Raw genomic sequence first — 21,325 nt, 5'->3', positions numbered from 1 at the left:
GTGGGCAGGAAGAGTTTCCGCTTCGTCTTGCTTCTCCTGGCGTTGCTGTCGATCCTCGTTGCGGCACCGCTTGCTGCGGATGAGTTCCGCAGCCCCTCGCTCACGGCCCTGCGCGTCGACTGGCGCGCGGCGCTCGACCAGCTCCGTATCGAGATCAACAGCCGCCCCCAGATTGCGGGCGACTTCATCTTCGCACCACGCCGTTCGGTGCCGCGCTACGATCCGCGCGCGATGCCCGCGCTGGTGCAGCTCAACGCGATCTCCTCGCGCTTCTTCACCGGCATTACCCGAAGTCCCGTGCCGGTGCTGCTGCCGTTCGACGCCGCCGCGTACCTCGAGGCGCAGCGCAGCGGCGCGCCGGCGACGCTCGCGTTGTCGCGCTACCAGGCTGACTTCAATCCCGTCGACATGTTCGATGCCGGTCCTGCCGGCTACAGCGCGACCTTCTCGTTCGAGCCCGGCGCCGGCGAGGGCATGCCTGGCCGGGTGTTCGCAAGGCCCGTCGAGGTGCAAATTACGGGTTCAGCGCTCGTCTACGACATCGCCGATCCCTCAGGGGGCAAGGGCGAGCCAGTCAAGCCGCTCGCGGCAACCTACCCGGACCTGCGCAAATTCATCCGGGAAGGCTTTGTTCGCTACGCCTTCACCCGTTTCGGTGTCGCCTATGTGGTGTCGATCCAGTGCCTCGACAGCATCGCCAGGCCGCGGCGACTCGCCTGCAAGGAGGCCTATCCGGTTGCCGAGCGCTTCCTGAAGGCGCTGCGCGTCGCAGGCGGCCAGCGCATGCGGCCGCTGACGGACATTGCCTCCAACGTCATCGATCGCCCCGCGGCGCGTTCACCGGAGTTCAGCTACCGGCCGAGCGGTGACATCATCCCGAACACCGGCTACCGCAAGCAGGGCGGCCATCCTGACACAATCGCCTATGCCCAGATCCGCTTTCCGCTGGGGAAGGCGCCCGCCTTCGTGCGTTCGCAATCCTATTCCAAGCGCGACAAGAACGAAGGTTTGACCGCCTATCCCTGGCGCGACAATTTCTGCGAGTCGCGCAGTTTCGAGGTGTGGCAATGTGCTGGAGGCTACGGCCACCAGGGCGAGGACATCCGCGCCGCCGACTGCCCGCCGCCCGGCGAAGGCCGCGAGCCCTGCGATCCCAAGCAGCGCGGCGTCGTCGCCGTGCGTGATGCAATCGTCATCCGCGGAGCCAAGGACCAGGCCGCGACACTTCAAGTCAACAGCCGCACCGAGCACATCCGTTTCCGCTACATGCACATGAATCCGCAGGCGATGAACGCCGATGGCGTGCTCAATGGCCGCATCGTCACCGAAGGCGAGAAGATCGGCGTGATCTCGAACTATCTCGACCATCCCGCCGGCACGTCGATGCACCTGCATTTCGACGTCCAGGTGTTCACTCGCGACGGCTGGATCTGGGTCAGCCCCTACGTCACGCTAGTCTCTGCCTATGAACGCCTGATCCGGGCCCGCGGCCGGGAGGTCGGGCCGGAGATCGCAGGGGCCCCGCAGCCTGTGGCGCATGCGCTGCCCGAGGACGTGCTCAAGCCGGACCTGCGCGAGGGATCGAGCGGCGAGGACAATTAACGGCTTGCTCGTTCCGATGCCGGGCGGTGCAAGAGCGTGTTGTCGCGCACACCACCGACCCGAACGAAGAAGGGACAGGGTTGATGAGTGTCGGACTGATCGGTCTTCTCGACGATATCGCGGCGATTGCAAAGGTGGCAGCAGCCTCGCTCGACGATGTGGCGAGCCAGGCAGCCAAGGCGGGCACAAGGGCGGCTGGCGTGGTCATCGATGACGCAGCCGTCACGCCGAACTACGTCATCGGTTTCGCTTCGAAACGCGAACTGCCGATTGTCGGCAAGATCGCGGTTGGATCGCTGCGCAATAAATTGCTAATTCTGCTGCCCATTGCCCTGCTGCTTGGCTATTTCCTTCCCGCCGTGGTCACGCCGCTGCTCATGCTGGGCGGAGCCTTTCTCTGCTACGAAGGCGCCGAAAAGGTGCTCGAAGCCGTGATGCCGCATCATGCGCACCACCACGAAGCTCAGCTTCAGCCGATTGCGTTGAATGCCCGGTCGGTCGAGGACGAGAAGGTCGCGAGTGCCATCAAGACAGATTTCATCCTGTCGGCGGAAATCATGGCGATCACGCTGGCGGCCCTCCCGGCGGGCAGCATCTGGACGCAGGCGCTGGTGTTGTCGCTGGTCGGCCTCTTTATCACCGTTGGGGTCTATGGCGTGGTCGCCCTGATCGTGAAGGCGGACGATGTCGGCGTGGCCCTTGCGCGCTACGACGGCGCCTCTGTCATTGGTCGCGCGATCCGCTTGCTTGGACGCGCGCTCGTCCGCGGCATGCCCTCCTTCCTGACGGTGCTGAGCACCATCGGCACCGCCGCCATGATCTGGGTCGGCGGCGGCATCATCCTGCACGGCATCGAACAATACGGCCCGCCCGCGATCGGCCGCGCGGTCCATGCCGCAACCGAGGCTGCCGCACATGTTCTTCCATCAGTTGCCGGTATCATCGAGTGGTCGGTCGAGGCAGCCATCTCGGGCATAGTTGGCCTGCTTGTCGGCGCACTTGCGATCCCGGCAGTCGAACATGGTCTCGCACCGGCATGGAAACGGCTGAGACGATCGCAACCGGCCTGAACATGGCGATTGCGAATTACGAGTGCCTGCTACTCCAAGAACGTCGTCAGCTGGGCGCCCTCATCTGCCACGAACACCGCGATCAACTCTGCAGGCTCGGTCGCGCTGGCATTGGCCGAGACGAGATGCGTCGAGCCGGGCGGTTCGAAGAAGGATTGGCCGACGCCGAACGTCTCGACCGGGCCACCGCCGAGCTGCGAGCGGATCTCGCCCTTGGTGATGTAGGCCGTCACCGACCCCGCGTGACGATGCGGCCGCGAAAACCCGCCCGGACCATAGGACACACGCACGATGGTGACGCGCTTGCCCGGGACGTTCGGCAGCGCGTAGGAGTCGATCGGCTCGACCTTGTCGAGCGGCGAGCTCTCCGCCGCCGTGGCGCAGAGCGGGTTCAGTACGCCTGAGACGGTATCCATCGTCACTGGCAGCGCTTTGCCGATCGCAATCGCGCAGGCGAACCCCGCGACAATGGCGAGCGCCGTCGAACGTGATGGCGCCGGACACTGCACGGCAGAAAAGCTCATGGCTGTCATCGTGATCTCCCCTTGTCTGCATCAGGATGCAGCGGCGGCCGCTGCAGCCGGTCGCTTTGCAGGCGTCCAGCGAAACGCCGCGCCAAAGCGGTTCCAGACGTTGATCGAGGCGACCGCCGACGTCAGGTACGTCAGTTCCGTCTCCGAGAATTCGCCAGACGCTTCCGCATAGACCTCCTCGCTGACGCCATCAGGCAGACAGGTCAGAGCCTCGGCCCAGGCCAACGCAGCACGCTCGCGCGCCGAAAAGATCGGCGCCTCGCGCCACACCGCGACCAGATGGAGCTTGTCGACGGGGGCGCCGATCCGCTCGGACAGCAGAACGTGGTGCTGCACGCAGAAGGCACAGCCGTTGATCTGCGAGGCGCGCAGCTTGACCAGCTCGATGAGCTGCTTGTCGAGGCCGGCCTTGGCCGCAAGCTGACCGAGCGCCAGCACCAGATCGTAGACGTCCGGCGCGATCTTCTTGAAATCCTCGTATTCGCTGCGAGCATGTGACATTGCGATTCACCTCGTCTTATTGTAAGTGTCCTTACATCTTATAAGAGTTCTGATATGTCACGCAAGACCGCTGCCACCGCGAGAGCGAAAATCGCCCGCAAGATGCCCACACCTGCCGACGGCGGCGCCGTGCATGTCCCGGCTCCCGGGGAAGGCAAGCGCGGCGAGCAAGGTTATCTTGGCTATCTTCTCCGCCAGGCTCACGCCGCGGTTCGCCTGACGATGGAACGCACCCTCGCCGATCTCGGCGTGACCTCACCGCAATTCGCGGTGCTGACGATGCTCAACGCCTATCCGGGCCTCTCGGGGGCCGATGTCGCCCGCCTCACCTTCCTGACCCCCCAGACCGTCGGCGTCATCATCCGCAATCTCGAACGCGACGGCGCGATCGCGATGACGCCCCATCCGGTCCATGGCCGCATCCAGCAGTGGACGCTGACTCCGCGCGGCGCGACGCTGTTGAAGGCATGCCGACAGCGTGTGCTCGAATTGGAGAAGCGCCTCGCTCGGGGTTTGGATATCAAGGCGGAAACTGCGATCCGCCGCTGGCTCGCCGGCATCGCGGCCGAGTTACAGGAGGGCTAGGCGGTCTTCACGCCCAAAGGATGCTATCCATCCTTCAATGCATTCTTGACCTCGCCGTCCGGCCAGGTCTCGTCGGCCGCGATCACCCGCACACGGCTTTGGTCGGCGGTATTCACCAGCACGTGCGAACTCATCCGCTCACCGCTCTGCTCAAGACGCAAATCGGTTTCGGGCTTCCAGCTCAGCGTGGTCGCGAGGTCGCCGGGAAAGATCTTCCATTGCGATCCGTCATCGAGTTCGACGACATGGCTTTCCACATGCGTGCGTATCTTCATTCCACCCCGATTTTTCGCTGAACAGACTGCATCACGGAAGCTGGCCCCGGCCCGCGGCCGAATCTTCTCGTCCTTCCTGTCTTTGGGGAATGCGAGAGTGCGACACTTGTTCCGGTGGGAATGGCCGACGCAATCAGGCAGAATTCGCTCGTCCATTGCTGTTCCAGGAACCGACTCACACGGGCCATGTTTCCGGCTAGAATGTGCCCATGAAACACGCTGATTCCTCGGCCCGCCATACGCTCCGCGCCTTGCTCCAATCGACGCTCGGTGCAGCCGCCTTGCTCGCACTCCCGACCCGCGCTCTCGCCGCGCCTCCGGGCTTCGACGAATGGCGCGAGAGCTTTCGCGCACGCGCGATGGCAAAAGGTATTTCCGCCGCGACATGGCAGCGCGCGATGGGACGGGTCGAGCCGGACATGAGCGTGTTCAAGCAGATGCGCAACCAGCCGGAATTCCACGAGCAGGTCTGGCAATACATCAACCGCCGTGTCTCTGACTGGCGCATCATCAACGGCAAGATCGCGCTGAAGAACAACGAAGCGCTGCTCGCACGCATCGAGCGCGATTTCGGCGTCGAGCGCGGCACGCTGCTGGCGCTGTGGGGCGTCGAGTCCGCTTATGGCGATCCCCTGGTGCAGCAGAACCACATGAGGCCGGTGTTTCCCTCGCTCGCCGCGCTCGCCTGGAACGAGCCGCGCCGCAAGGCTTATTGGGAGACCGAACTGATCAACGCGCTGCGTATCGTCGACAAGGGCTGGAGCACGCCGGAGGAAATGCGGGGATCCTGGGCCGGTGCGATGGGGCATTCGCAATGGATGCCGGAGGTCTGGCTCAATGTCGGCATCGACTATGACGGCGACGGCAAGGTCTCGCCGTTCGGCAAGCCCGACGATGCGCTGGGTTCGACCGCAAAATATCTCGTCAATCGCGGCAAGTGGCATCGCGGCGAGCATTGGGGCTACGAGGTGCGCGCGCCCGGCAACATGAGCGGAAGCCGCACCTATGCAGCGTGGCAGGCGGCCGGCGTCACCCGCGCCGACGGCCAGCCGTTTCCGCAGCCCAATGCCTCGGCGCAGATGTGGACGCCGATTGCGGGCGGACCGACCTTCCTGCTGGGACCAAATTTCTACTCAGTGAAAAGCTACAACCCCTCCATGAACTATGCGCTGGCAATCTGCCATCTCGGTGATCGCTGCCTGGGCGCACCGTCCTTCATCCAGCCCTTCCCGGGCTCCGAGCGCGCGCTGACGCTCGCCGAGGTGCAGGAGATGCAGACGCGCCTGACCAAGGCCGGCTTCGATACCGGCGGCACCGACGGGCGCGTCGGCAACGACACGATGAAGGCGGTCAAGGATTTTCAGCAGCGCGCCGGGATCACGCCTGCCGACGGCTATGGCGGGCTGAAGGTGCTGGCGAAGCTGCGGCAGGGGTCGTAGAGCGCGCTCTCTCACCCCGTCATTCCGGGGCTCGCGTAGCGAGAACCCGGAATCTCGCGCGACAATCCCTGGATTCCGGGTTCGAGGCTTCGCCTCGCCCCGGAATGACGTCCTTACTTTCAGTGCCTGTACTGCGGCTCCTCGGCATCGAGCTGACGGCGGACCGCCGCGAGATGCAGCCGCGCGGATTCGGAATCGCCCTCGCGCATCTGCTTGTAGGTCGCGGCCGCAATCGCGGGATCGACCGGCAACACCTTTCGTCCCGTCGACATTGCCAGCACCTGCACCTCTGCGGCGCGCTCGAGATAATAGAGATCGTCCCAGGCCTCCGCGATGGTCGGGGCCAGCACCATCACGCCGTGATGCTTCATGAAGATGATGTCGGCATCGCCAACGGCGGAGGCGATGCGCGCACCCTCGCGGTTGTCGAGCGCGAGGCCGTTGTAGTCTCGGTCGACCGCGGTGCGGCCGTAGAATTTCAGCGCGGTCTGGCCGGCCCAGATCAGCGGATCGCCCTCGGTCATCGACAGCGCCGTCGCATAGGGCATGTGGGTGTGGAAGGCGACCTTGGCGCGCGGCAGGCGCTTGTGCATCTCGGCATGGATGTAGAAGGCGGTCGCTTCGGGCACGCCCTCGCCGTCGAGCACATTGCCGTGGAAGTCGCAGATCAGGAGCATTGACGCAGTCAGCTCGCGGAAGGCGTAGCCATAGGGATTGACGAGGAAAAGATCGTCATGGCCCGGCACGACGGCCGAGAAATGGTTGCAGATGCCTTCTTCAAAGCCGTTGCGCGCGGCCATGCGGAAGCAGGCGGCGAGATCCTCGCGCGCGGTGCGGATCGCGTCGGTGGCGAGGTCCGGCCGGTTGGAACGGAATGGCGCGGACGCGGGCGAAGAAGCGTGAAGGCTGTGCGCCATGGCGAAGAACACCTCTGTCGGTCGGGATCTGTCCTTGTTGTACAGGGGCGGCGCCTGCGCGTCAGCCCCTGTGACCGCCACCCTGCCCTGCGCGGCTCAGGCCCGCCGCGGTACGGCGCCTGCGTTCATGCCGCCATCGATGACGAGCTCGCTGCCGGTGACGTAGCGCGAGCCATCGGAGGCGAGATACAGCACGCCGGAGGCGATCTCCGCGGCCTGGCCGGCGCGGCCGAGCGGGGTGACGACCCGCGCGCGCTCCTCCGGATCGATCGGGGCGTTCTGGCCGGCGCCGGTCGCTCCCGTCGGGATCTTGCCCCAGATCGGGGTATCGATGATGCCGGGATGAACCGAGTTGACGCGGATGCCGTCGCCCGCCGCCGCGCACTCCATCGCGATCGACTTCGCGAACAGCCGCACGCCGCCCTTGGTCGCCGAATAGGCCGACAACCCCGGCGCGCCGCGCAGGCCGGCGAGCGAGGACATCATGACGATCGAGCCGCCGCCGGTTTTGCGCATCAACGGCAGGCAGTGCTTGACCGAAAGAAACACGCCGTCGAGATTGATCGCGTTCTGCTTGCGCCAGTCAGCGAGCGTCATATCGACGATCGATGGCACGGAGATGCCGATGCCGGCATTGGAGACGAGCACGTCGAGCCGGCCGTAGCGTTTGCCGACCTCAGCGGCGATCTCGATCCAGCGCTCTTCGCTGGTGACATCCTGCTCCAGGAAGGTCGCCTTGCCGCCGGCTTTTGTCACGCGTTTGGCGAGCTCGGACCCACGTAGCTCGTCGATGTCGGTGATTACGACGGTCGCGCCTTCGCGCGCGAACAGCTCGACGATGGCCTCGCCGATGCCGGAAGCGCCGCCCGTCACCAGCGCGATCTTGCCCTCAACCTGACCTGCCATGTTCACTCCCTTTTTTGTTGTTCGAGGCCGTTGTTATCTAATCACTGATGGCCCCTGATCCGGTAGCGCGACGTCGACGACGCGGAATTGCACACGCTCGGCGCCCTGGTAGCGATCGACCGAGAGCGAGCCCGCGACATGCATCTGCTGGCCGCGATTAGCAAGCAGCGCATTGCCGAGCTTCTGGCCGACCGAACGGAATGCGATGCCGTTGACGATGGCGCCGTCGCCCGCCTTGAAACGCAGGCGCAGATGCGCCTGTCCGACCTCGTCGGCGAACACGAGTTGATGCGCCGGCAGCGCCAGCACCGGCTCCGGATTGCCGCTGCCAAAGGGACCGGCGCGGTTGAGCGTCGTCGCCAGCTCCCGCGTCACTGCACGTGCGGAGACCGCGCCGTCGATATAGAGCTCGTTGACGTGGCGAGCCTCCGCAACATCCTTTGCCAGCGCGTTCTCGACATAGGCGCGGAATTCGGCGAGCTTCTCCTTCCGCAGCGTCACACCCGCGGCCATCGCGTGGCCGCCGCCCTTGAGCAGAATGCCGTCGGCGACCGCCTGCCGCACCGCCTTGCCGAGATCGACGCCGGCGATCGAGCGGCCCGAGCCGGTGCCGATGCCGCCGGGCTCCAGCGCGATGGCGAAGGCGGGCCGCGAAAACTTCTCCTTCAGGCGCGAAGCGACGAGACCGACCACGCCGGGATGCCAGCCTTCAGACGCCGTGACGATGATGCCGAGCTTGTCCTCCAGCCCGATCGACGCCAACGCCTCGGCTTCGGCCTGCGCTTCGGCCGCCTGCTCGATCACGCGGCGCTCATTGTTGAGCCGGTCGAGCTCGGCCGCGATCCGCGCGGCCTCGACGCTGTCGCCTTCGAGCAGCAGCCGCACGCCGAGATCGGCGCGGCCGATGCGGCCGCCGGCATTGACGCGCGGCCCCAGCATGAAACCGAGATGCCAGGCTTCCGGCGGGCCATTGAGCCGTGCGACGTCCATCAGCGCGGTATGGCCGACATGGTCGCGCCGCCGCATCGCGATCAGCCCCTTGGCCACGAAGGCGCGGTTGAGACCGATCAGCGGCGCGACATCGGCGACCGTGCCGAGCGCAACATGATGCAGCATGCCGAGCAGATCGGGCTCGGGCATCTCTGTGCTCCAGAAGCCACGCTGGCGCAGCTCGCGATTGACCGCGACCAGCGTCACGAGCACGAGGCCGACGGCGGCGAGATGGCCGAGGCCGGAGAGATCGTCGAGGCGGTTCGGATTGACCAGCGCATCGACCTCGGGGAGATCAAGGCCGCATTGGTGGTGATCGATCACGACCACGGACATGCCGAGGCGCTTCGCCTCGGCCAGCGGCTCGATGCTGGTGGTGCCGCAATCGACGGTGACGAGCAGCGTCGCGCCCTTCGCGGCAAGCGCCCGCACCGCCTCCGTGTTCGGGCCGTAGCCCTCGAATATTCGATCGGGAATGTGGACCAGCGGATCGAGCCCGCAATGACGCAGATGCCAGGCGAGCAGCGCCGCCGAGGTCGCACCGTCGACGTCGTAGTCGCCGAAGATCGCGACCTTCTCGCCCCTCGCCGCGGCATCGGCAATCCGCTTGGCGGCAGCCTCCATCTCGGTCACGGTGAACGGATCCGGCAGCAGCTTTCGGATAGTCGGATCGAGAAAGTCGGACACCGCGTCGATATCGACGCCGCGGCCCGCCAGCACCCGCGCCAGCAGCTCGGGCAATTGGTGCCGCTGCACGATGGCGAGCGCCTGGGCCGCCCCGCGCCCGTCCAGCCGGTCACGCCAGAGCTTGTCGGTCAGCGAACGCACCACGCCCAGGAACGCCTGGGGCGCTTCGATGGGCAAGGCGGTGGCGGGAGGCGTCATGACGGGGGGCAGGTCATTTGGGAACTCGAAGGTCCAGGCGATCACGCGGGACGCACGGTCACTGGCTTCAAGGGATTGGCCGGCAATTGGCCCGGATTTGCAACGGCCGGGCCGCACAAAGCGGTGGATGGCCGGCCGGCAGGCCGGAGTGACTACCATTTAGGCATTCCGCCGAACAGCAAATTAAGCAGGCGTTAGGCGGAATCCTCGAAAAAGAATCGTATTCGATCTGTAAGTTGTTGTCCCGGGTTCCTTGCAGATCAGACCTCATTGCCAAGGGAAGTCCCCGATGTCTGCTGCGCTGGGCCTGAAAGCCAAGCCGATTGCCACCGAACCCGCTGATGACGATTCCGACATCTCCGCGCTGATCAACCGCCTCACTGCGGAGGTCAACCAGATCGCGGTCGACAAGACCAAGGCGATCCAGCAGATCACCAACCAGATGAAGATGCTGGCCCTGAACGCGCTGATCGAGAGCTCGCGCGCCGGCGCGCAAGGCGCGGGCTTTGCGGTGGTGGCGCAGGAGGTGCGCGGCGTCGGCCAGCAGGTCGAGACCATCGCCCGCGAGCTCGAAACCCAATTGACGAAACGCACGGGCGATCTCGTCGCCTCGATCGAGCGCATGAGCCAACGCTCCCGCGGCGAGCGAATGACGGACCTGTCTCTGAACGCGATCGAGCTGATCGACCGCAATCTCTATGAACGCACCTGCGACGTGCGCTGGTGGGCAACCGACTCTGCCGTGGTCGATTGCGCGGCCTCGCCTGGCGCTGCGGCCATCTCCCATGCCTCGCAGCGGCTGGGCGTGATCCTGGGGGCCTACACCGTCTATCTCGATCTCTGGCTCTGCGACCTCGACGGCAACGTCATCGCCAACGGCCGCGCCGACCGCTTCCGCGTCGTCGGCCAGAACGTCGCCCATACCAAATGGTTTCGCGAGGCGCGGTCCTTGCGCTCCGGCGACGACTATGTCGCCGGCGACGTCGAGAACCAGCCGCTGCTCGGCAATGCGCAGGTCGCGACCTATTGCGCCAGCGTCCGCGCCGGCGGCCAGGCCAACGGGGCGCCGATCGGCGTGCTCGCCATCCATTTCGACTGGGAGCCGCAGGCCCGCGCCATCGTCCAGGGCGTGCGCGTCGGCGACAGCGACAAGGCGCGCGTTCTGCTGGTCGATTCGAATTTTCGTGTGATCGCAGCCTCGGACGGCCAGGGCATCCTCAGCGAGCGCATCTCGATCTCGCTGAACGGCCAGCGCTCCGGCTTCTATCAGGAACGCACGGGTACGCTGGTCGCGTTCCATGCGACCCCGGGCTACGAGACCTATCGGGGGCTCGGCTGGTACGGCGTGATCGTCTGTGCGGCGTGAGGCGAACGGGTCCGCCCGTGCGATCAAAAACCATAAAACAACCCCATGCACAGTAGCCATGGGATTGTTTTCTCTAGCGTTTTTCGTCAGTCCGATCGCCTTTGACACGTCGGGCAAAACAGGCGCAATCTGCTAACGATCGCCAAGGGTGCCAACGCGGCACAGTCCGTGTCCGATAAGGGCCGTCTCAGGAGCACGTCATTGGGCGCGGCGATCTAGCACACACCGAACAGTCCTTGCTCCAGTTCCCGTGTTGGGGAACTATGCTGGTCAATGTACGAGCCTCGCCGTGGGCTCTCAGGCTTCTTCTGGCAGGGAGAATGAGCTTGAGCGAACAAATGCATCCGGCAGCGCCTCATCATCTGCCGTTCTTCGTGCCTGGGCCTGACGGGGCGGATGCCCTGATGATCGTCATGGCCATCTTCCTCATCGTCATCGTGTTGTGGGTGGGCACGCTCTATTGGAAGCTGCACAGCCTTCCGGAGCGCATGGCGCACAAATCGCAGAAGCTGCAATTCGAGATCGTCGCCGTGCTCGGCCTCATCTCGCTGTTCACACACATGCACATCTTCTGGATCGCAGGTCTCCTGCTCGCGATGATCGACCTGCCGGACTTCTCGACGCCGCTGCGCACCATCGCCGGCTCAGTGGAGCGGATCGCCGATGCAGCGCCGCAGACGCCTCGATTGGCATCCGAAGCCGAGCCGATCGGCAATTCCGGCCCCAAGGACGCGTCGAACGAGGGAGTTCAAGGTCATGCTTGAGCTCCTGCTCTGCTCGCTCGTGACGATCCTGCCGGACTACCTCTATCGCCGCTATCGGCAGAACAAGCGGTTCGGCAAGGAAATCACGCTCTACTCGGTCTGGTATGAGCTGAGGTGGGGCATCACCGGCTGCCTGATGCTGACCGTCGCGCTGATCACCATGATCTTCTACTATCATCCCTCGACCACGTCCGCAGCGCTCTATTTCCGCACCGTGCCGATCCTGCCCGAAGTGGCCGGCCGCGTCGCCGAGGTCAGCGTCGATTACAGCGCGCCTGTGAAGCAGGGCGACGTCCTCTTCCGGCTGGACAGCACCAAGCAGCAGGCGGCGCTCGAGACGGCGAAACGAAAGGTCGCCGAAGTCGATGCTTCGCTGATCAGCGCACGGGCCGATGTGGTCAAAGCGGAGGCCCAGATCGGGGAAGCGAAGGCGGCCTGGCAGCAAGCCAGGGACGAGCTCGACACCAAGAGCGAATTGCAGCGTCGCAATCCCGGTATCGTGCCGCAGCGCGACATCGAAAAGCTCCAGGTCACGGTCGATCAGCGACAGGCGGGCATCGATTCCGCGAGTGCCGCCAGGGAGGCTTCGGCGCTGCGGGTCTCCACGCTGCTGCCTGCCGAGAAGGCGAGCGCCGAAGCCGCGATGGCGGAGGCGCAGGTCGATCTCGATAAGACCTTCGTTCGGGCCGGTGTCGATGGGCGGGTGGAGCAATTCCTTCTGCGTCCGGGCGATGTCGTCAACCAGATGATGCGGCCGGCCGGCCTGTTGATTCCGGAAGGTGCCGGCCGGCGCGCATTGCAGGCCGGCTTCGGCCAGATCGAAGCCCAGGTCATGCGCCCCGGCATGCTTGCGGAGGCGACCTGCATCTCGAAGCCCTGGGTGGTCATTCCGCTCGTGGTCACAGGCGTGCAGGACTACATCGCCGCCGGGCAATTCCGCTCGGGCGAACAGCTCGTCGACCCGCAAAACCTGCGGCAGCCGGGCACGATCCTGGCGTTCCTGGAGCCGCTCTACAAGGGCGGGCTCGAGGGCGTCACGCCAGGCTCGACCTGCATCGTCAACGCCTATACCAGCAACCACGACGCGATCGCCGCCCCGAAGACCGGCGCGCTCAAGGGATTTGCCCTGCACGTCGTCGATGCCACGGGGCTCGTGCATGCCCTTCTGCTGCGCATTCAAGCGTTGCTGTTACCGGTCAAGACACTGGTGCTGAGCGGCCACTGATCCCCCGAGATTTAGGGGAATGATCCCTGACCAATTGCGACGCGCCAACGATCTCTCTGAAGCATTTTTCGGCAAGGCAGGCGCGTTCCAGACAAGAGCCTGCCTGATTGCTCGGGTAACACATGGTTCGGATCGTTGATGGCGTAGGCGCGAGAGCTGGAATTGGTCTCACCATCTCGCAGCCCGAAACGCTGAGGAGACATGCCATGAAAATCGTCGTGATCGGCGGGACCGGATTGATCGGATCGAGACTGGTGGCGAAGCTCAAGCAGCAAGGCCACGACACCGTGGCAGCCTCGCCGAAATCAGCCGCGAACGCCGTGACCGGCGAAGGCCTCGCGGCCGCTCTGGCCGGTGCTGATGTCGTCGTCGACGTCGCCAACGCGCCGTCCTGGGAGCCGGCCGCCGTGCTCGATTTCTTCCAGCGTTCGAGCAAGAATCTCGTCACGGCAGAGGCCGCAGCGAGCGTGAAACATCACGTGGCGCTCTCGATCGTCGGCACCGACCGCTCGCCCGACAACGCCTATTTCCGTGCCAAGCTGGCGCAGGAAACCATCATCAAGTCCGCCTCGGTCCCATACTCGATCGTGCGCGCCACCCAGTTCTTCGAATTCCTCGCGGCCATCGCCGACGCGGGCGTGATCGACGGGAAGATCGTCGTTCCCACGGCTCAGTTTCAGCCGATCGCGGCCGACGACATCGTCGATCGCCTCGCGGAGGTCGCAACCGGCCGGCCGCTCAACGGCACGATCGATATCGCTGGCCCTGAGAAGGCCCCCTTCAATGAATTCATCGCACGCCGCCTGAAAGCGTCCGGCGACACACGCCCCGTGATCGGAGATCCGAAGGCGCTGTATTACGGCGCCCCCATCGACGACACATCGCTGAACCCGCTCGGCGAGGCGCGGCTCGGCACGACGCCGCTCGCAACATGGCTCGTGAGCCTCTGAGGCTCCGGCGGTCCTGGCCATCACTCAGCTACGGCAATGAAGGAAATCCCATGCGCAGATTGTTGATCGCAACGGCGGTTTATGCCGCATCCGTCGTGACGGCCCATACAGCCGAGCCGACAGCCCCATCGGCGAAAGTGTCGGTCGTGTTCGACCAGGCGCTGCCGAACGTCCCGGGCAAGAGCATGAAGGGCGTTCTGGTCGAGTATGGTCCCGGAGGCTCGTCGCCGGCCCACATCCACGCGCCCTCCGCCTTCATCTATGCCACGGTCCTGGAAGGCGCGATCCGCAGCCAGGTCAATGACGGCCCCGCAAAAGTCTTTCACAAGGGAGAGAACTTCTTTGAAAAGCCCGGCGACCGCCATGCCGTCAGCGCCAATGCCAGCGATACCGAACCTGCGAAGCTGCTTGCCGTGTTCGTGGTGGATACGAACGACAAGGAGCTGACGACGCCGATCAAGTAGCGCTGGGGTCAGCAGGCGACGTTATTGCACCGGGCGAACTCGCATCATCCGGAGTTCCCGATGAACACCACCGGTATACCCTTCGATACGCGCTCGGCGATGCGTTCGGCGTCCCAATTGGTAAGACGCACGCAGCCGTGAGACTCCGCCTTGGAAATCTTATCCGGCGCCGACGTCCCGTGAATGCCGTAGCCTTCTGCGGACAGGTTGATCCACACCGTGCCGACCGGATTGTTTGGACCGGGCTTGATGATGAAGGGCTTGCGCGAGCGGACGCCCTTGAAGTGATAAGCGGGATTGTAGCGGTAGAACGGATTTCGGCTCACTTCAGTAATCTTGAGCGCGCCTGAGGGCGACGGCTTCTCCTCGCTTCCGACGGTCGCCGGATAGAAACCGATCAACGCATTCGACTTGTCGAACAGTTTTACGGTCTGCCGGACCTTATCAATTTCGACCCTATCAGCCTTGGCGGGCGCCTCCTCCTTTGCTCTGGCAGTGTCCACCACGACGATGGTGCCGCCAACGCGATCAAAACGACGCCCGGGATTGAGCGCCGACAGGAGTTGCTCGCTCATGTGGAATCTCTCGGCCAGTGCTTCGCGCGGACTGGTGTAGCCGAGCTTCGGGATGCCCTTCATGTCCTCCATCTTCGACGGCAGCTTGCGCAGGAAAGGCCCCGCCACGTCCTGCCCGGTGATGGTGTAGGTCGTCATCGCCGGACGGTCATCCGCCTGCAGTGCCTCCCAAACGTCGTCCGTGAAGGCATCCGAGCTCGGCAATTGCTGCGCTTCCGCATAGGCCCGCAGGGCCTTCTTCGCGTTATCGCCAAATCTGCCGTCGATCTCGCCGGGCGAGAAGTGCGCCCTGTCCAGGAGAACCTGCAGCCGCACCCCTGCCGGGGTCGGCTGCTCGTTTGAAAGCGTCTTCTTTGATGGCTGGGCGGAATTGATAGCGTCCGCGGTCATCTCGGCGGCGAACGCTGGTGATGCCGCCAGGGCGAAGATAGCAAAGATGCAGAACCGCCCCGATTTCGTCAGCGACATCGCCGCCTCCTTTCACTTTTCCGACATTTGTGTGTTGACTTTCCGAGCTGCCGCGGCAGCCAACTTACGGTATTGGTCTTCGTACTGGCGCGCCATTCGGCGTGCGGTGAAGCGTTCCTCGAAACGGGCGCGCACCCGCCTTCGATCCAGCCTACCCAATTCGCCGACCGCCTTGACGGCCTGCTCCTCGTTCTCGACGATGAAACCGGTCAGGCCGTGCTCGATCACCTCAGGGACGGATCCCGAGCGGTAGGCGATCACGGGCGTTCCGCACGCCATCGCCTCGATCATGACCAGCCCGAAAGGCTCCGGCCAAGCGATCGGAAATAGCAGAGCGGCTGCTCCGCCAAGGAATGATTGCTTTTTCACGTCGTCGACTTCGCCGACAAGCTGGATCTTCTCGCCGTCGATCCGGGGTGCAAGGTGTTTCCTGAAGTAGGCAGTCTCGGCGCGAGGAATCTTCGCGGCGATGCGGAGAGGCATTCGGACTGCGTGCGCGATGCGGATGGCGTCCTCCGGACCCTTGTCTGCCGTGAGACGGCCAAGAAACGCCAGATATGACCCGTCCTCGTAGGAGGGGTGCAACAGCTCCGATGGCAATCCGTGCTGGATCGTTCCGATCCATTTGGCGTCCGGAAGCGGCTGGCGCTGGTGATCGGAAATCGACACGAAGCATGCTTCCGGGAACTCCCGAACCACGTCGGGCAAGCCAGGCAGGTCGAGGCGGCCGTGCATGGTCGTCAGGAACGGCACACCAAGGCGACTGAGCAACGGCAGCGGAAGCCAGTCGATATGCGCGTGGATCACGTCGAAGTCCCTGGCTCGTCTCGCGATCGCTTCCAGCAGCATCGCGCAGGCTGCACTCGGATCGACGCCCTTTCGGCCGAGACGTAGCGCGCGTGGCCACACCCGGTGGAGCTTGCCTGTCGTTCGGGAGTCGCCGCTGGCAAACAGCGTGACGTCGTGGCCGAGCTCGACAAGCTCATCCACAAGCCAGGCCACCACCCGCTCGGTGCCGCCGTAAAGCTTGGGAGGGACGCTTTCGGCCAACGGAGCGAGCTGAGCGATGCGCATGCCCGCTATACCGCTGAACGCACGATCAGCACGATGGCCGCAGACAGAAGGTTCGAAATCGCGAACAACGTCCAATCCGGCCTCGCGCTTGCGCTCGCCAGGCGGCAGATGCGGCCCTCAATGAGCCTCAACATTCGTTATCGGAAAGCCGCTCGAGATAGGCAAGCCCGAATGCTGCAAGTTCCTGGGCATCACCGTTACTCTCGCGCGCTTCCCGCCTCCCTTGCAGATGACGCTCGAGCAGGCAGCGACGGCCATCCGCGGCATCGACATCGCGATGCCGGGCGCGGTACACGCACCAAGCGGTGTCCACCGCTGCTCGTAGCGGGCCTTCGTCGACCATGTTCCAGCTCCGACGTGGGAGATGTTCATGGAGCCACAACTCGTGGCGACGGCGGATGTTTCCAGTTTTTACCGAAAAGTCTAAGCCTGCTCGGCAGGCCAGCACAGTCAGCGCTCGCTCCCTTGCTGCCTACGAGATCAGACGAGTCGCTGCGCCGCCATCTCCGCTGCGAGCAGCAATGCGGCGCGGCTAGCGCCAATCGATGCGATGCCCTGCCCTGCGATGTCGTAGGCAGTGCCGTGCGCGGGCGTGCAGATCGGGAAAGGGAAGCCGCCGAGCAAGGTGACGCCGCGATCGAAACCCATCAGCTTCATCGCGATCTGGCCCTGGTCGTGATACATCGTCAGCACGGCATCGAAGGCGCCGGCCTTGGCGCGCAGGAACACGGTGTCGGCCGGGAACGGTCCCTCCGCGGCAATACCCTCGCGCTGACCGTCCGCGACCACAGGCGCAATCACGTCGATCTCCTCGCGGCCGAAATTGCCGCCGTCGCCGGCATGGGGATTGAGGCCTGCGACCGCGATGCGCGGTCGCGCAAAGCCGGCATTGCGCATGCAGGAATCGGTCAGCCAGAGCGCGCGATGGATACGTTCGCTCGACAGCTTTGCAGCGACGTCCTTGAGCGGGATGTGCGAAGTGACCCGTGCGTTCCAGAGCCGGTCCAGCACGTTGAATTCGCTTGCCGGCGTGTTGAGACCGACGACCTCGGCCGAGAACGCGATCTCGTCGTCGTACTCGGCACGGGCAAGGCGCATCGCCTGCTTGTTGAAGGGGGTGAAACAGACCGCGTCGACATGGCCGTCGCGGCCGAGTTCGAGCGCGTGCCTGTAATTGGCCAGGGCGAATTTGCCGCCGGCAACGGTCGCGGTCTTCGGCTCGACCTCGCTGGGGTCGAGGTGGCGGAGATCGACGAACAGTGCATCTTCCTGCGCCGCGCGGAGGTCGGCACCCTGCTCCACCATCTTCAGCTTCGGCTTGAGGCCAGCAATGCGCGCGCCTTCGTCGAAGATGCGGCGATCGCCGATGACGACGAGCCGGCAGCGGGCGCGGATGTCGTCCTGCGCCACGAGCTTCGCCGTCAGCTCCGGGCTGATGCCGGCGGGATCTCCCATTGCCAATGCAACGAGCGGCTTTGCGGTCATATGATCACCTTTTCCTGGGCTGGCGTGTCGATCGCGGGCTTGCGCCAGAGACGCGCAAGCTGCAACACGAGCGGCAGCAGCAGCAGCGCGATGCCGCCCACGATCAGGCACGTCACCAGCTTGTTCGCGAAGAAGATGCCGAGTGATCCCTTGGAGATCAGCATCGACTGCCGGAACGCATCCTCGGCCTTGTCGCCGATCACGATCGCGAGCACGAGCGGCGCCAGCGGATAGAACAGCTTCTTGAAGAGATAGCCGACGACGCCGAAGCCGAGCATCATGACCACGTCGAGATAGGAGTTCGACACCGAATAGGCGCCGACGACGCAGATGATCACGATCAGCGGCGCGATCACCACGAAGGGAATCCGCATCAAGGCGGCGAAGACCGGGACGGTCAGCAGCACCAGCGCGACGGCGACGATGTTGCCGACATACATCGAGGCGATCAGGCCCCAGACGAAATCCTTGCTGTCGACGAACAGCATCGGCCCGGGATTGAGGCCCCAGATCATCAGCCCGCCCATCATCACCGCCGCGGTCGCCGAGCCGGGAATGCCGAGCGAGAGCATCGGCAGCAGCGCGCTGGTCCCGGCGGCATGATCGGCCGTCTCCGGCGAGATGATGCCTTCGACCTCCCCGGTGCCGAAATGCCGGCCGCGGCGCGAGAAGCGGCGGGCGATGCCGTAGCTCATGAAGGAAGCCGCGGTCGGGCCGCCCGGCGTGATCCCCATCCAGCAGCCGATCGCGGCGCTGCGCAGCAGGGCAACGCCGTGCCGCGGCAGGCGGCCGACGGCGCGAAACACCTCGCGCCAGTCGATCTTCGAGGAGACCGCGCGGGCGTGAAACTCCTCCTCGACAGCGACCAAGAGCTCGCCGATGCCGAACAGGCCCATCACCGCGACGACGAAGCTCACGCCCTTGACCAGCTCATCCACGCCCATGGTGAGGCGCACGCTGCCGGAGACGGTGTCGATGCCGATGGCGGCGATCGCAAAGCCGATCGCCAGCGCCACGACGGTCTTGATCGGCGCCGCACCGCCCATGCCGACGAAGCTGGCAAAGGCGAGGAAATAAACCGCAAAATACTCGGCCGGCCCGAACGCGAGCGCAACCTGCGCCACCCAGGATGCGAGGAAGGTAATCAGGATGACGCCGATCAGCGCACCGAACGCGGCCGAGCCGAAGGCGGTCGCGAGCGCCGTGGTCGGCCGGCCGTCGCGTGCCATCGGATAGCCGTCGAACGTGGTCGCGACCGACGACGGCTCACCGGGAATGTTGAACAGGATCGAGGTCACCGATCCCCCGAACAGCGCGCCCCAATACATGCTGGAGAGCAGAATGATCGCCGACACCGGCTGCATGCCGAAGGTCAGCGGCAGGAGCAGCGACACGCCGTTCGGCGCGCCCAGCCCCGGCAGCACGCCGACGAGAATGCCGAGCAGCACGCCGACCGCCATCAGGGCCAGATGCGGCACGGTGACTGCGATGGTGAAGCCGTGCAGGAGCTCTGCGAGATTGTCCATCGGCCTCTCCGTCAGAACCCGAAGGCGGCGGCGAGCGCGCCGTGCGGCAGGCTCACCTGGAACATGCGCTCGAACACGACATAGAGCGCGAGCGCCGTTGCTGCTGCCATGGCGAGCGCGCGCGGCACGGATTGGTGCCGGGGGATCGCCAGCACCGCGAAGACATACAGCGCCGAGGCGACGTATATCCCGGCGAGCGGGATCGCGGCGACGAAGATCGCAGCCGGCACGAACAGGCCGGCGAGCCGGCGCAGCTCGATTGACGTGATGGCGATGGGGACGTTTGCCAGTGTGGCAGCCGGCAGCACGCCGCGCACCAGATTGTAGAGGCTCCCGAGCACGATGATGATGCCGGTCAGGAACGGGAACGTGCCGGCGTCGACGCCTGCGCTCGACCAGCCGATGCCGTTGTCGAGGCTGGAGACGATTACGGCGACACCGAAGCTGCCGGTGAGGACGGCGGTCGCAAGTTCAAGCGCGCGACGGGAGATCATGGCGTGGTCCCTTTGAAGGCTGAGCGATCCCGCGTGACCGCGGGGGGTCTGCCGAACGAGCCAGACCTGCATGGTTCGAGACGCCCGCTTTGGCGGGCTCCCACCATGAGGGGCTGACATCTCGCCGCAATTCGCGACCTCATCCTGAGGGCCCGCCGCAGGCGGGCGTCTCGAAGGATGGCCGCTGGCGACCTGCCTGCCCCGCCTCACTTGACGAGCCAGCCCTGCTCGCCCGCGACCTGCTTGACGTGCTCGAGGTCCTCCTTGATGAACTTGTCGAACTCGGCACCCGTCAGGAACGTGTCGACCTGGGAGGTCTTCTCGATGTAGTCCTTCCACTCCGGCGTTGCCTGCACTTTCCTCATGAGGTCGACATAGAACGCGGCCTGCTCCGGCGTGACCTTGCCGGGCAGCCACACGGTGCGCGGCTGCTCATATTGCTTGATGTCGAGGCCCTGCTCGACGCAGGTCGGAACGTCGCTCCAGCCTTCGGTCGCGGTGACCTTCGGGCCCTGCGGCAAGCGCTTCGGGCTGAACACGCAGAGTGGTCGCTGCGTGCCGCCGCGCCATTGCCCGAGGCTTTCGCTGGGATTGTTGACGTGAGAATCGAGATGGCCGCCGGCGAGCTGCACGGCGGTCTCGGCGCCGCTCTTGAAGGGGATGTAGGTGAGCTTGACCTTGCCGGCCTTCTCGATCATCCGCGTCAGCACCTCGTCGGTGTCCTTCGACTGCGCGCCGCCCATCTTGAATTCGCCGGACGCGGCGGCCTTGAGGTAGTCGCCCGCCGTCTTGTAGGGGGCGTCCTGCTTGACCCAGAGCAGGAACTCGTCCTGTGCCATCGCCGCGATCGGGGTGAGATCGGTGTAGTTGAAGGCGACCTTGGAGACGAGCGGCTGTTGCCAGGCGTTCGAGGTGCCGAAGATCACCTTGTAAGGGTCGCCCGCGGACGCCTTGCCGTAGACATAGCCTTCGGCGCCGCTGCCGCCGCCCTTGTTGACGACGACGATCGGCTGCTCCGTCAGCTTGTGCTTGGTGATGATGTTCTGCACCGCGCGGGCAAGGTTGTCGGTGCCGCCGCCGGGGCCGGCGGTGGCGACGAACTCGATCGGCTTTTGCGGTTGCCAGGCGGCAAGCGCCGGCATCGTGCCGACGAGCACGGCTATGGCCGCGGAGAGCAGAAATGTTGACGTCCGACCCATGATTTCCTCCAGCTGATTTTGTTCTTTGTTCT

General features: G+C 64.9%; 22 protein-coding genes. 9 read left to right on the top strand and 13 right to left on the bottom strand.

The genetic code is table 11. The features are described 5' to 3' along the window. Complete coding sequence (locus YU9_RS0107945) at positions 1–1,602, top strand: peptidase M23 (protein ID WP_027572323.1); 1,602 nt, start codon at positions 1–3, stop codon at positions 1,600–1,602. A gap of 83 nt (positions 1,603–1,685) precedes the next feature. Then, entirely contained in the window at positions 1,686–2,672 is a 987-nt protein-coding gene (locus tag YU9_RS0107940; protein WP_027572322.1) for a DUF808 domain-containing protein, read from the top strand. A 29-nt stretch (positions 2,673–2,701) separates the two neighbouring features. Here the strand turns inward: YU9_RS0107940 and YU9_RS0107935 are convergent, their stop codons facing one another. Together YU9_RS0107935 and YU9_RS0107930 are read right to left on the bottom strand one after the other, a co-directional pair. Beyond that, positions 2,702–3,205 carry a cupin domain-containing protein gene (locus YU9_RS0107935; protein WP_027572321.1) on the bottom strand — a complete coding sequence of 168 codons (504 nt, stop codon included), beginning with the start codon at positions 3,203–3,205 and terminating at the stop codon, positions 2,702–2,704. A 21-nt stretch (positions 3,206–3,226) separates the two neighbouring features. Then, positions 3,227–3,706 carry a carboxymuconolactone decarboxylase family protein gene (locus YU9_RS0107930; RefSeq protein ID WP_027572320.1) on the bottom strand — a complete coding sequence of 160 codons (480 nt, stop codon included), beginning with the start codon at positions 3,704–3,706 and terminating at the stop codon, positions 3,227–3,229. 54 nt (positions 3,707–3,760) lie between these two features. Between YU9_RS0107930 and YU9_RS0107925 the strand changes: the two genes are divergently transcribed. Further along, positions 3,761–4,291, top strand: coding sequence for a MarR family transcriptional regulator (locus YU9_RS0107925; RefSeq protein ID WP_027572319.1), 531 nt, complete (start codon positions 3,761–3,763; stop codon positions 4,289–4,291). Between the two features lie 23 nt (positions 4,292–4,314). Here the strand turns inward: YU9_RS0107925 and YU9_RS49795 are convergent, their stop codons facing one another. Next, the gene (locus tag YU9_RS49795; protein ID WP_245266322.1) at positions 4,315–4,722 is read right to left on the bottom strand and encodes a hypothetical protein; all 408 of its coding nucleotides are present in this window, start codon (positions 4,720–4,722) and stop codon (positions 4,315–4,317) included. 53 nt (positions 4,723–4,775) lie between these two features. Between YU9_RS49795 and YU9_RS0107915 the strand changes: the two genes are divergently transcribed. Continuing rightward, positions 4,776–6,005 carry a lytic murein transglycosylase gene (locus YU9_RS0107915; RefSeq protein ID WP_027572317.1) on the top strand — a complete coding sequence of 410 codons (1,230 nt, stop codon included), beginning with the start codon at positions 4,776–4,778 and terminating at the stop codon, positions 6,003–6,005. A gap of 119 nt (positions 6,006–6,124) precedes the next feature. Here the strand turns inward: YU9_RS0107915 and YU9_RS0107910 are convergent, their stop codons facing one another. From YU9_RS0107910 to recJ, 3 genes are all read right to left on the bottom strand, one after another. After that, a complete protein-coding gene (locus tag YU9_RS0107910; RefSeq protein ID WP_027572316.1) occupies positions 6,125–6,922 on the bottom strand; it encodes an aldolase in 798 nt (265 codons plus the stop codon). Positions 6,923–7,018: 96 nt separating this feature from the next. After that, entirely contained in the window at positions 7,019–7,828 is an 810-nt protein-coding gene (locus YU9_RS0107905; RefSeq protein WP_027572315.1) for an SDR family NAD(P)-dependent oxidoreductase, read from the bottom strand. A 33-nt stretch (positions 7,829–7,861) separates the two neighbouring features. After that, the gene (gene recJ / locus YU9_RS0107900) at positions 7,862–9,703 is read right to left on the bottom strand and encodes a single-stranded-DNA-specific exonuclease RecJ (protein WP_027572314.1); all 1,842 of its coding nucleotides are present in this window, start codon (positions 9,701–9,703) and stop codon (positions 7,862–7,864) included. A gap of 289 nt (positions 9,704–9,992) precedes the next feature. Here recJ and YU9_RS0107895 point away from each other — a divergent pair, with 289 nt between their 5' ends. From YU9_RS0107895 to YU9_RS0107875, 5 genes are all read left to right on the top strand, one after another. Continuing rightward, positions 9,993–11,069, top strand: coding sequence for a methyl-accepting chemotaxis protein (locus YU9_RS0107895; RefSeq protein ID WP_027572313.1), 1,077 nt, complete (start codon positions 9,993–9,995; stop codon positions 11,067–11,069). 326 nt (positions 11,070–11,395) lie between these two features. Next, positions 11,396–11,833 (top strand): hypothetical protein, encoded by a 438-nt coding sequence (locus YU9_RS0107890; RefSeq protein WP_027572312.1) that lies wholly within the window; start codon positions 11,396–11,398, stop codon positions 11,831–11,833. Continuing rightward, positions 11,826–13,058 carry an HlyD family secretion protein gene (locus tag YU9_RS0107885; protein ID WP_027572311.1) on the top strand — a complete coding sequence of 411 codons (1,233 nt, stop codon included), beginning with the start codon at positions 11,826–11,828 and terminating at the stop codon, positions 13,056–13,058. Before YU9_RS0107890 ends, YU9_RS0107885 begins: the two co-directional genes overlap by 8 nt. A 206-nt stretch (positions 13,059–13,264) precedes the next feature. Beyond that, a complete protein-coding gene (locus tag YU9_RS0107880; RefSeq protein ID WP_027572310.1) occupies positions 13,265–14,008 on the top strand; it encodes an SDR family oxidoreductase in 744 nt (247 codons plus the stop codon). 50 nt (positions 14,009–14,058) lie between these two features. Then, entirely contained in the window at positions 14,059–14,472 is a 414-nt protein-coding gene (locus YU9_RS0107875) for a cupin domain-containing protein (protein ID WP_027572309.1), read from the top strand. 44 nt (positions 14,473–14,516) lie between these two features. Here YU9_RS0107875 and YU9_RS0107870 read toward each other — a convergent pair whose 3' ends face one another. From YU9_RS0107870 to YU9_RS0107835, 7 genes are all read right to left on the bottom strand, one after another. After that, positions 14,517–15,515 (bottom strand): L,D-transpeptidase, encoded by a 999-nt coding sequence (locus YU9_RS0107870; RefSeq protein WP_027572308.1) that lies wholly within the window; start codon positions 15,513–15,515, stop codon positions 14,517–14,519. A 12-nt stretch (positions 15,516–15,527) separates the two neighbouring features. Next, a complete protein-coding gene (locus YU9_RS0107865; RefSeq protein ID WP_027572307.1) occupies positions 15,528–16,589 on the bottom strand; it encodes a glycosyltransferase family 4 protein in 1,062 nt (353 codons plus the stop codon). Positions 16,590–16,716: 127 nt separating this feature from the next. Beyond that, on the bottom strand, positions 16,717–16,932 hold the full coding sequence (locus YU9_RS45525; RefSeq protein ID WP_084298925.1) for a hypothetical protein: 216 nt from the start codon (positions 16,930–16,932) through the stop codon (positions 16,717–16,719). A 137-nt stretch (positions 16,933–17,069) separates the two neighbouring features. Beyond that, positions 17,070–18,074: a 4-hydroxythreonine-4-phosphate dehydrogenase PdxA gene (locus YU9_RS0107850; RefSeq protein ID WP_027572306.1), complete on the bottom strand. Its 1,005-nt coding sequence runs from the start codon at positions 18,072–18,074 to the stop codon at positions 17,070–17,072. Beyond that, a complete protein-coding gene (locus tag YU9_RS0107845) occupies positions 18,071–19,600 on the bottom strand; it encodes a tripartite tricarboxylate transporter permease (protein WP_027572305.1) in 1,530 nt (509 codons plus the stop codon). Before YU9_RS0107845 ends, YU9_RS0107850 begins: the two co-directional genes overlap by 4 nt. 11 nt (positions 19,601–19,611) lie before the next feature. Further along, on the bottom strand, positions 19,612–20,094 hold the full coding sequence (locus YU9_RS0107840; RefSeq protein WP_027572304.1) for a tripartite tricarboxylate transporter TctB family protein: 483 nt from the start codon (positions 20,092–20,094) through the stop codon (positions 19,612–19,614). A 206-nt stretch (positions 20,095–20,300) separates the two neighbouring features. Then, the gene (locus YU9_RS0107835; RefSeq protein WP_027572303.1) at positions 20,301–21,293 is read right to left on the bottom strand and encodes a tripartite tricarboxylate transporter substrate binding protein; all 993 of its coding nucleotides are present in this window, start codon (positions 21,291–21,293) and stop codon (positions 20,301–20,303) included. Positions 21,294–21,325: the final 32 nt, after the last annotated feature.

Source organism: Bradyrhizobium sp. WSM1743, assembly GCF_000473065.1.
Classification (GTDB): Bacteria; Pseudomonadota; Alphaproteobacteria; order Rhizobiales; family Xanthobacteraceae; genus Bradyrhizobium.
Note: the sequence above shows the minus strand (reverse complement) of the source record. Positions and strands in the feature narration are given on the sequence as shown.

Coding starts and splice junctions, on each gene's coding strand:
- YU9_RS0107940 (WP_027572322.1), top strand. CDS start 1,686: ATGAGTGTCGGACTGATCGGTCTTCTCGACGATATCGCGGCGATTGCA.
- YU9_RS0107935 (WP_027572321.1), bottom strand. CDS start 3,205: ATGACAGCCATGAGCTTTTCTGCCGTGCAGTGTCCGGCGCCATCACGT.
- YU9_RS0107930 (WP_027572320.1), bottom strand. CDS start 3,706: ATGTCACATGCTCGCAGCGAATACGAGGATTTCAAGAAGATCGCGCCG.
- YU9_RS0107925 (WP_027572319.1), top strand. CDS start 3,761: ATGTCACGCAAGACCGCTGCCACCGCGAGAGCGAAAATCGCCCGCAAG.
- YU9_RS49795 (WP_245266322.1), bottom strand. CDS start 4,722: ATGGACGAGCGAATTCTGCCTGATTGCGTCGGCCATTCCCACCGGAAC.
- YU9_RS0107915 (WP_027572317.1), top strand. CDS start 4,776: ATGAAACACGCTGATTCCTCGGCCCGCCATACGCTCCGCGCCTTGCTC.
- YU9_RS0107910 (WP_027572316.1), bottom strand. CDS start 6,922: ATGGCGCACAGCCTTCACGCTTCTTCGCCCGCGTCCGCGCCATTCCGT.
- YU9_RS0107905 (WP_027572315.1), bottom strand. CDS start 7,828: ATGGCAGGTCAGGTTGAGGGCAAGATCGCGCTGGTGACGGGCGGCGCT.
- recJ (WP_027572314.1), bottom strand. CDS start 9,703: ATGACGCCTCCCGCCACCGCCTTGCCCATCGAAGCGCCCCAGGCGTTC.
- YU9_RS0107895 (WP_027572313.1), top strand. CDS start 9,993: ATGTCTGCTGCGCTGGGCCTGAAAGCCAAGCCGATTGCCACCGAACCC.
- YU9_RS0107885 (WP_027572311.1), top strand. CDS start 11,826: ATGCTTGAGCTCCTGCTCTGCTCGCTCGTGACGATCCTGCCGGACTAC.
- YU9_RS0107880 (WP_027572310.1), top strand. CDS start 13,265: ATGAAAATCGTCGTGATCGGCGGGACCGGATTGATCGGATCGAGACTG.
- YU9_RS0107875 (WP_027572309.1), top strand. CDS start 14,059: ATGCGCAGATTGTTGATCGCAACGGCGGTTTATGCCGCATCCGTCGTG.
- YU9_RS0107870 (WP_027572308.1), bottom strand. CDS start 15,515: ATGTCGCTGACGAAATCGGGGCGGTTCTGCATCTTTGCTATCTTCGCC.
- YU9_RS0107865 (WP_027572307.1), bottom strand. CDS start 16,589: ATGCGCATCGCTCAGCTCGCTCCGTTGGCCGAAAGCGTCCCTCCCAAG.
- YU9_RS45525 (WP_084298925.1), bottom strand. CDS start 16,932: ATGGTCGACGAAGGCCCGCTACGAGCAGCGGTGGACACCGCTTGGTGC.
- YU9_RS0107850 (WP_027572306.1), bottom strand. CDS start 18,074: ATGACCGCAAAGCCGCTCGTTGCATTGGCAATGGGAGATCCCGCCGGC.
- YU9_RS0107845 (WP_027572305.1), bottom strand. CDS start 19,600: ATGGACAATCTCGCAGAGCTCCTGCACGGCTTCACCATCGCAGTCACC.
- YU9_RS0107840 (WP_027572304.1), bottom strand. CDS start 20,094: ATGATCTCCCGTCGCGCGCTTGAACTTGCGACCGCCGTCCTCACCGGC.
- YU9_RS0107835 (WP_027572303.1), bottom strand. CDS start 21,293: ATGGGTCGGACGTCAACATTTCTGCTCTCCGCGGCCATAGCCGTGCTC.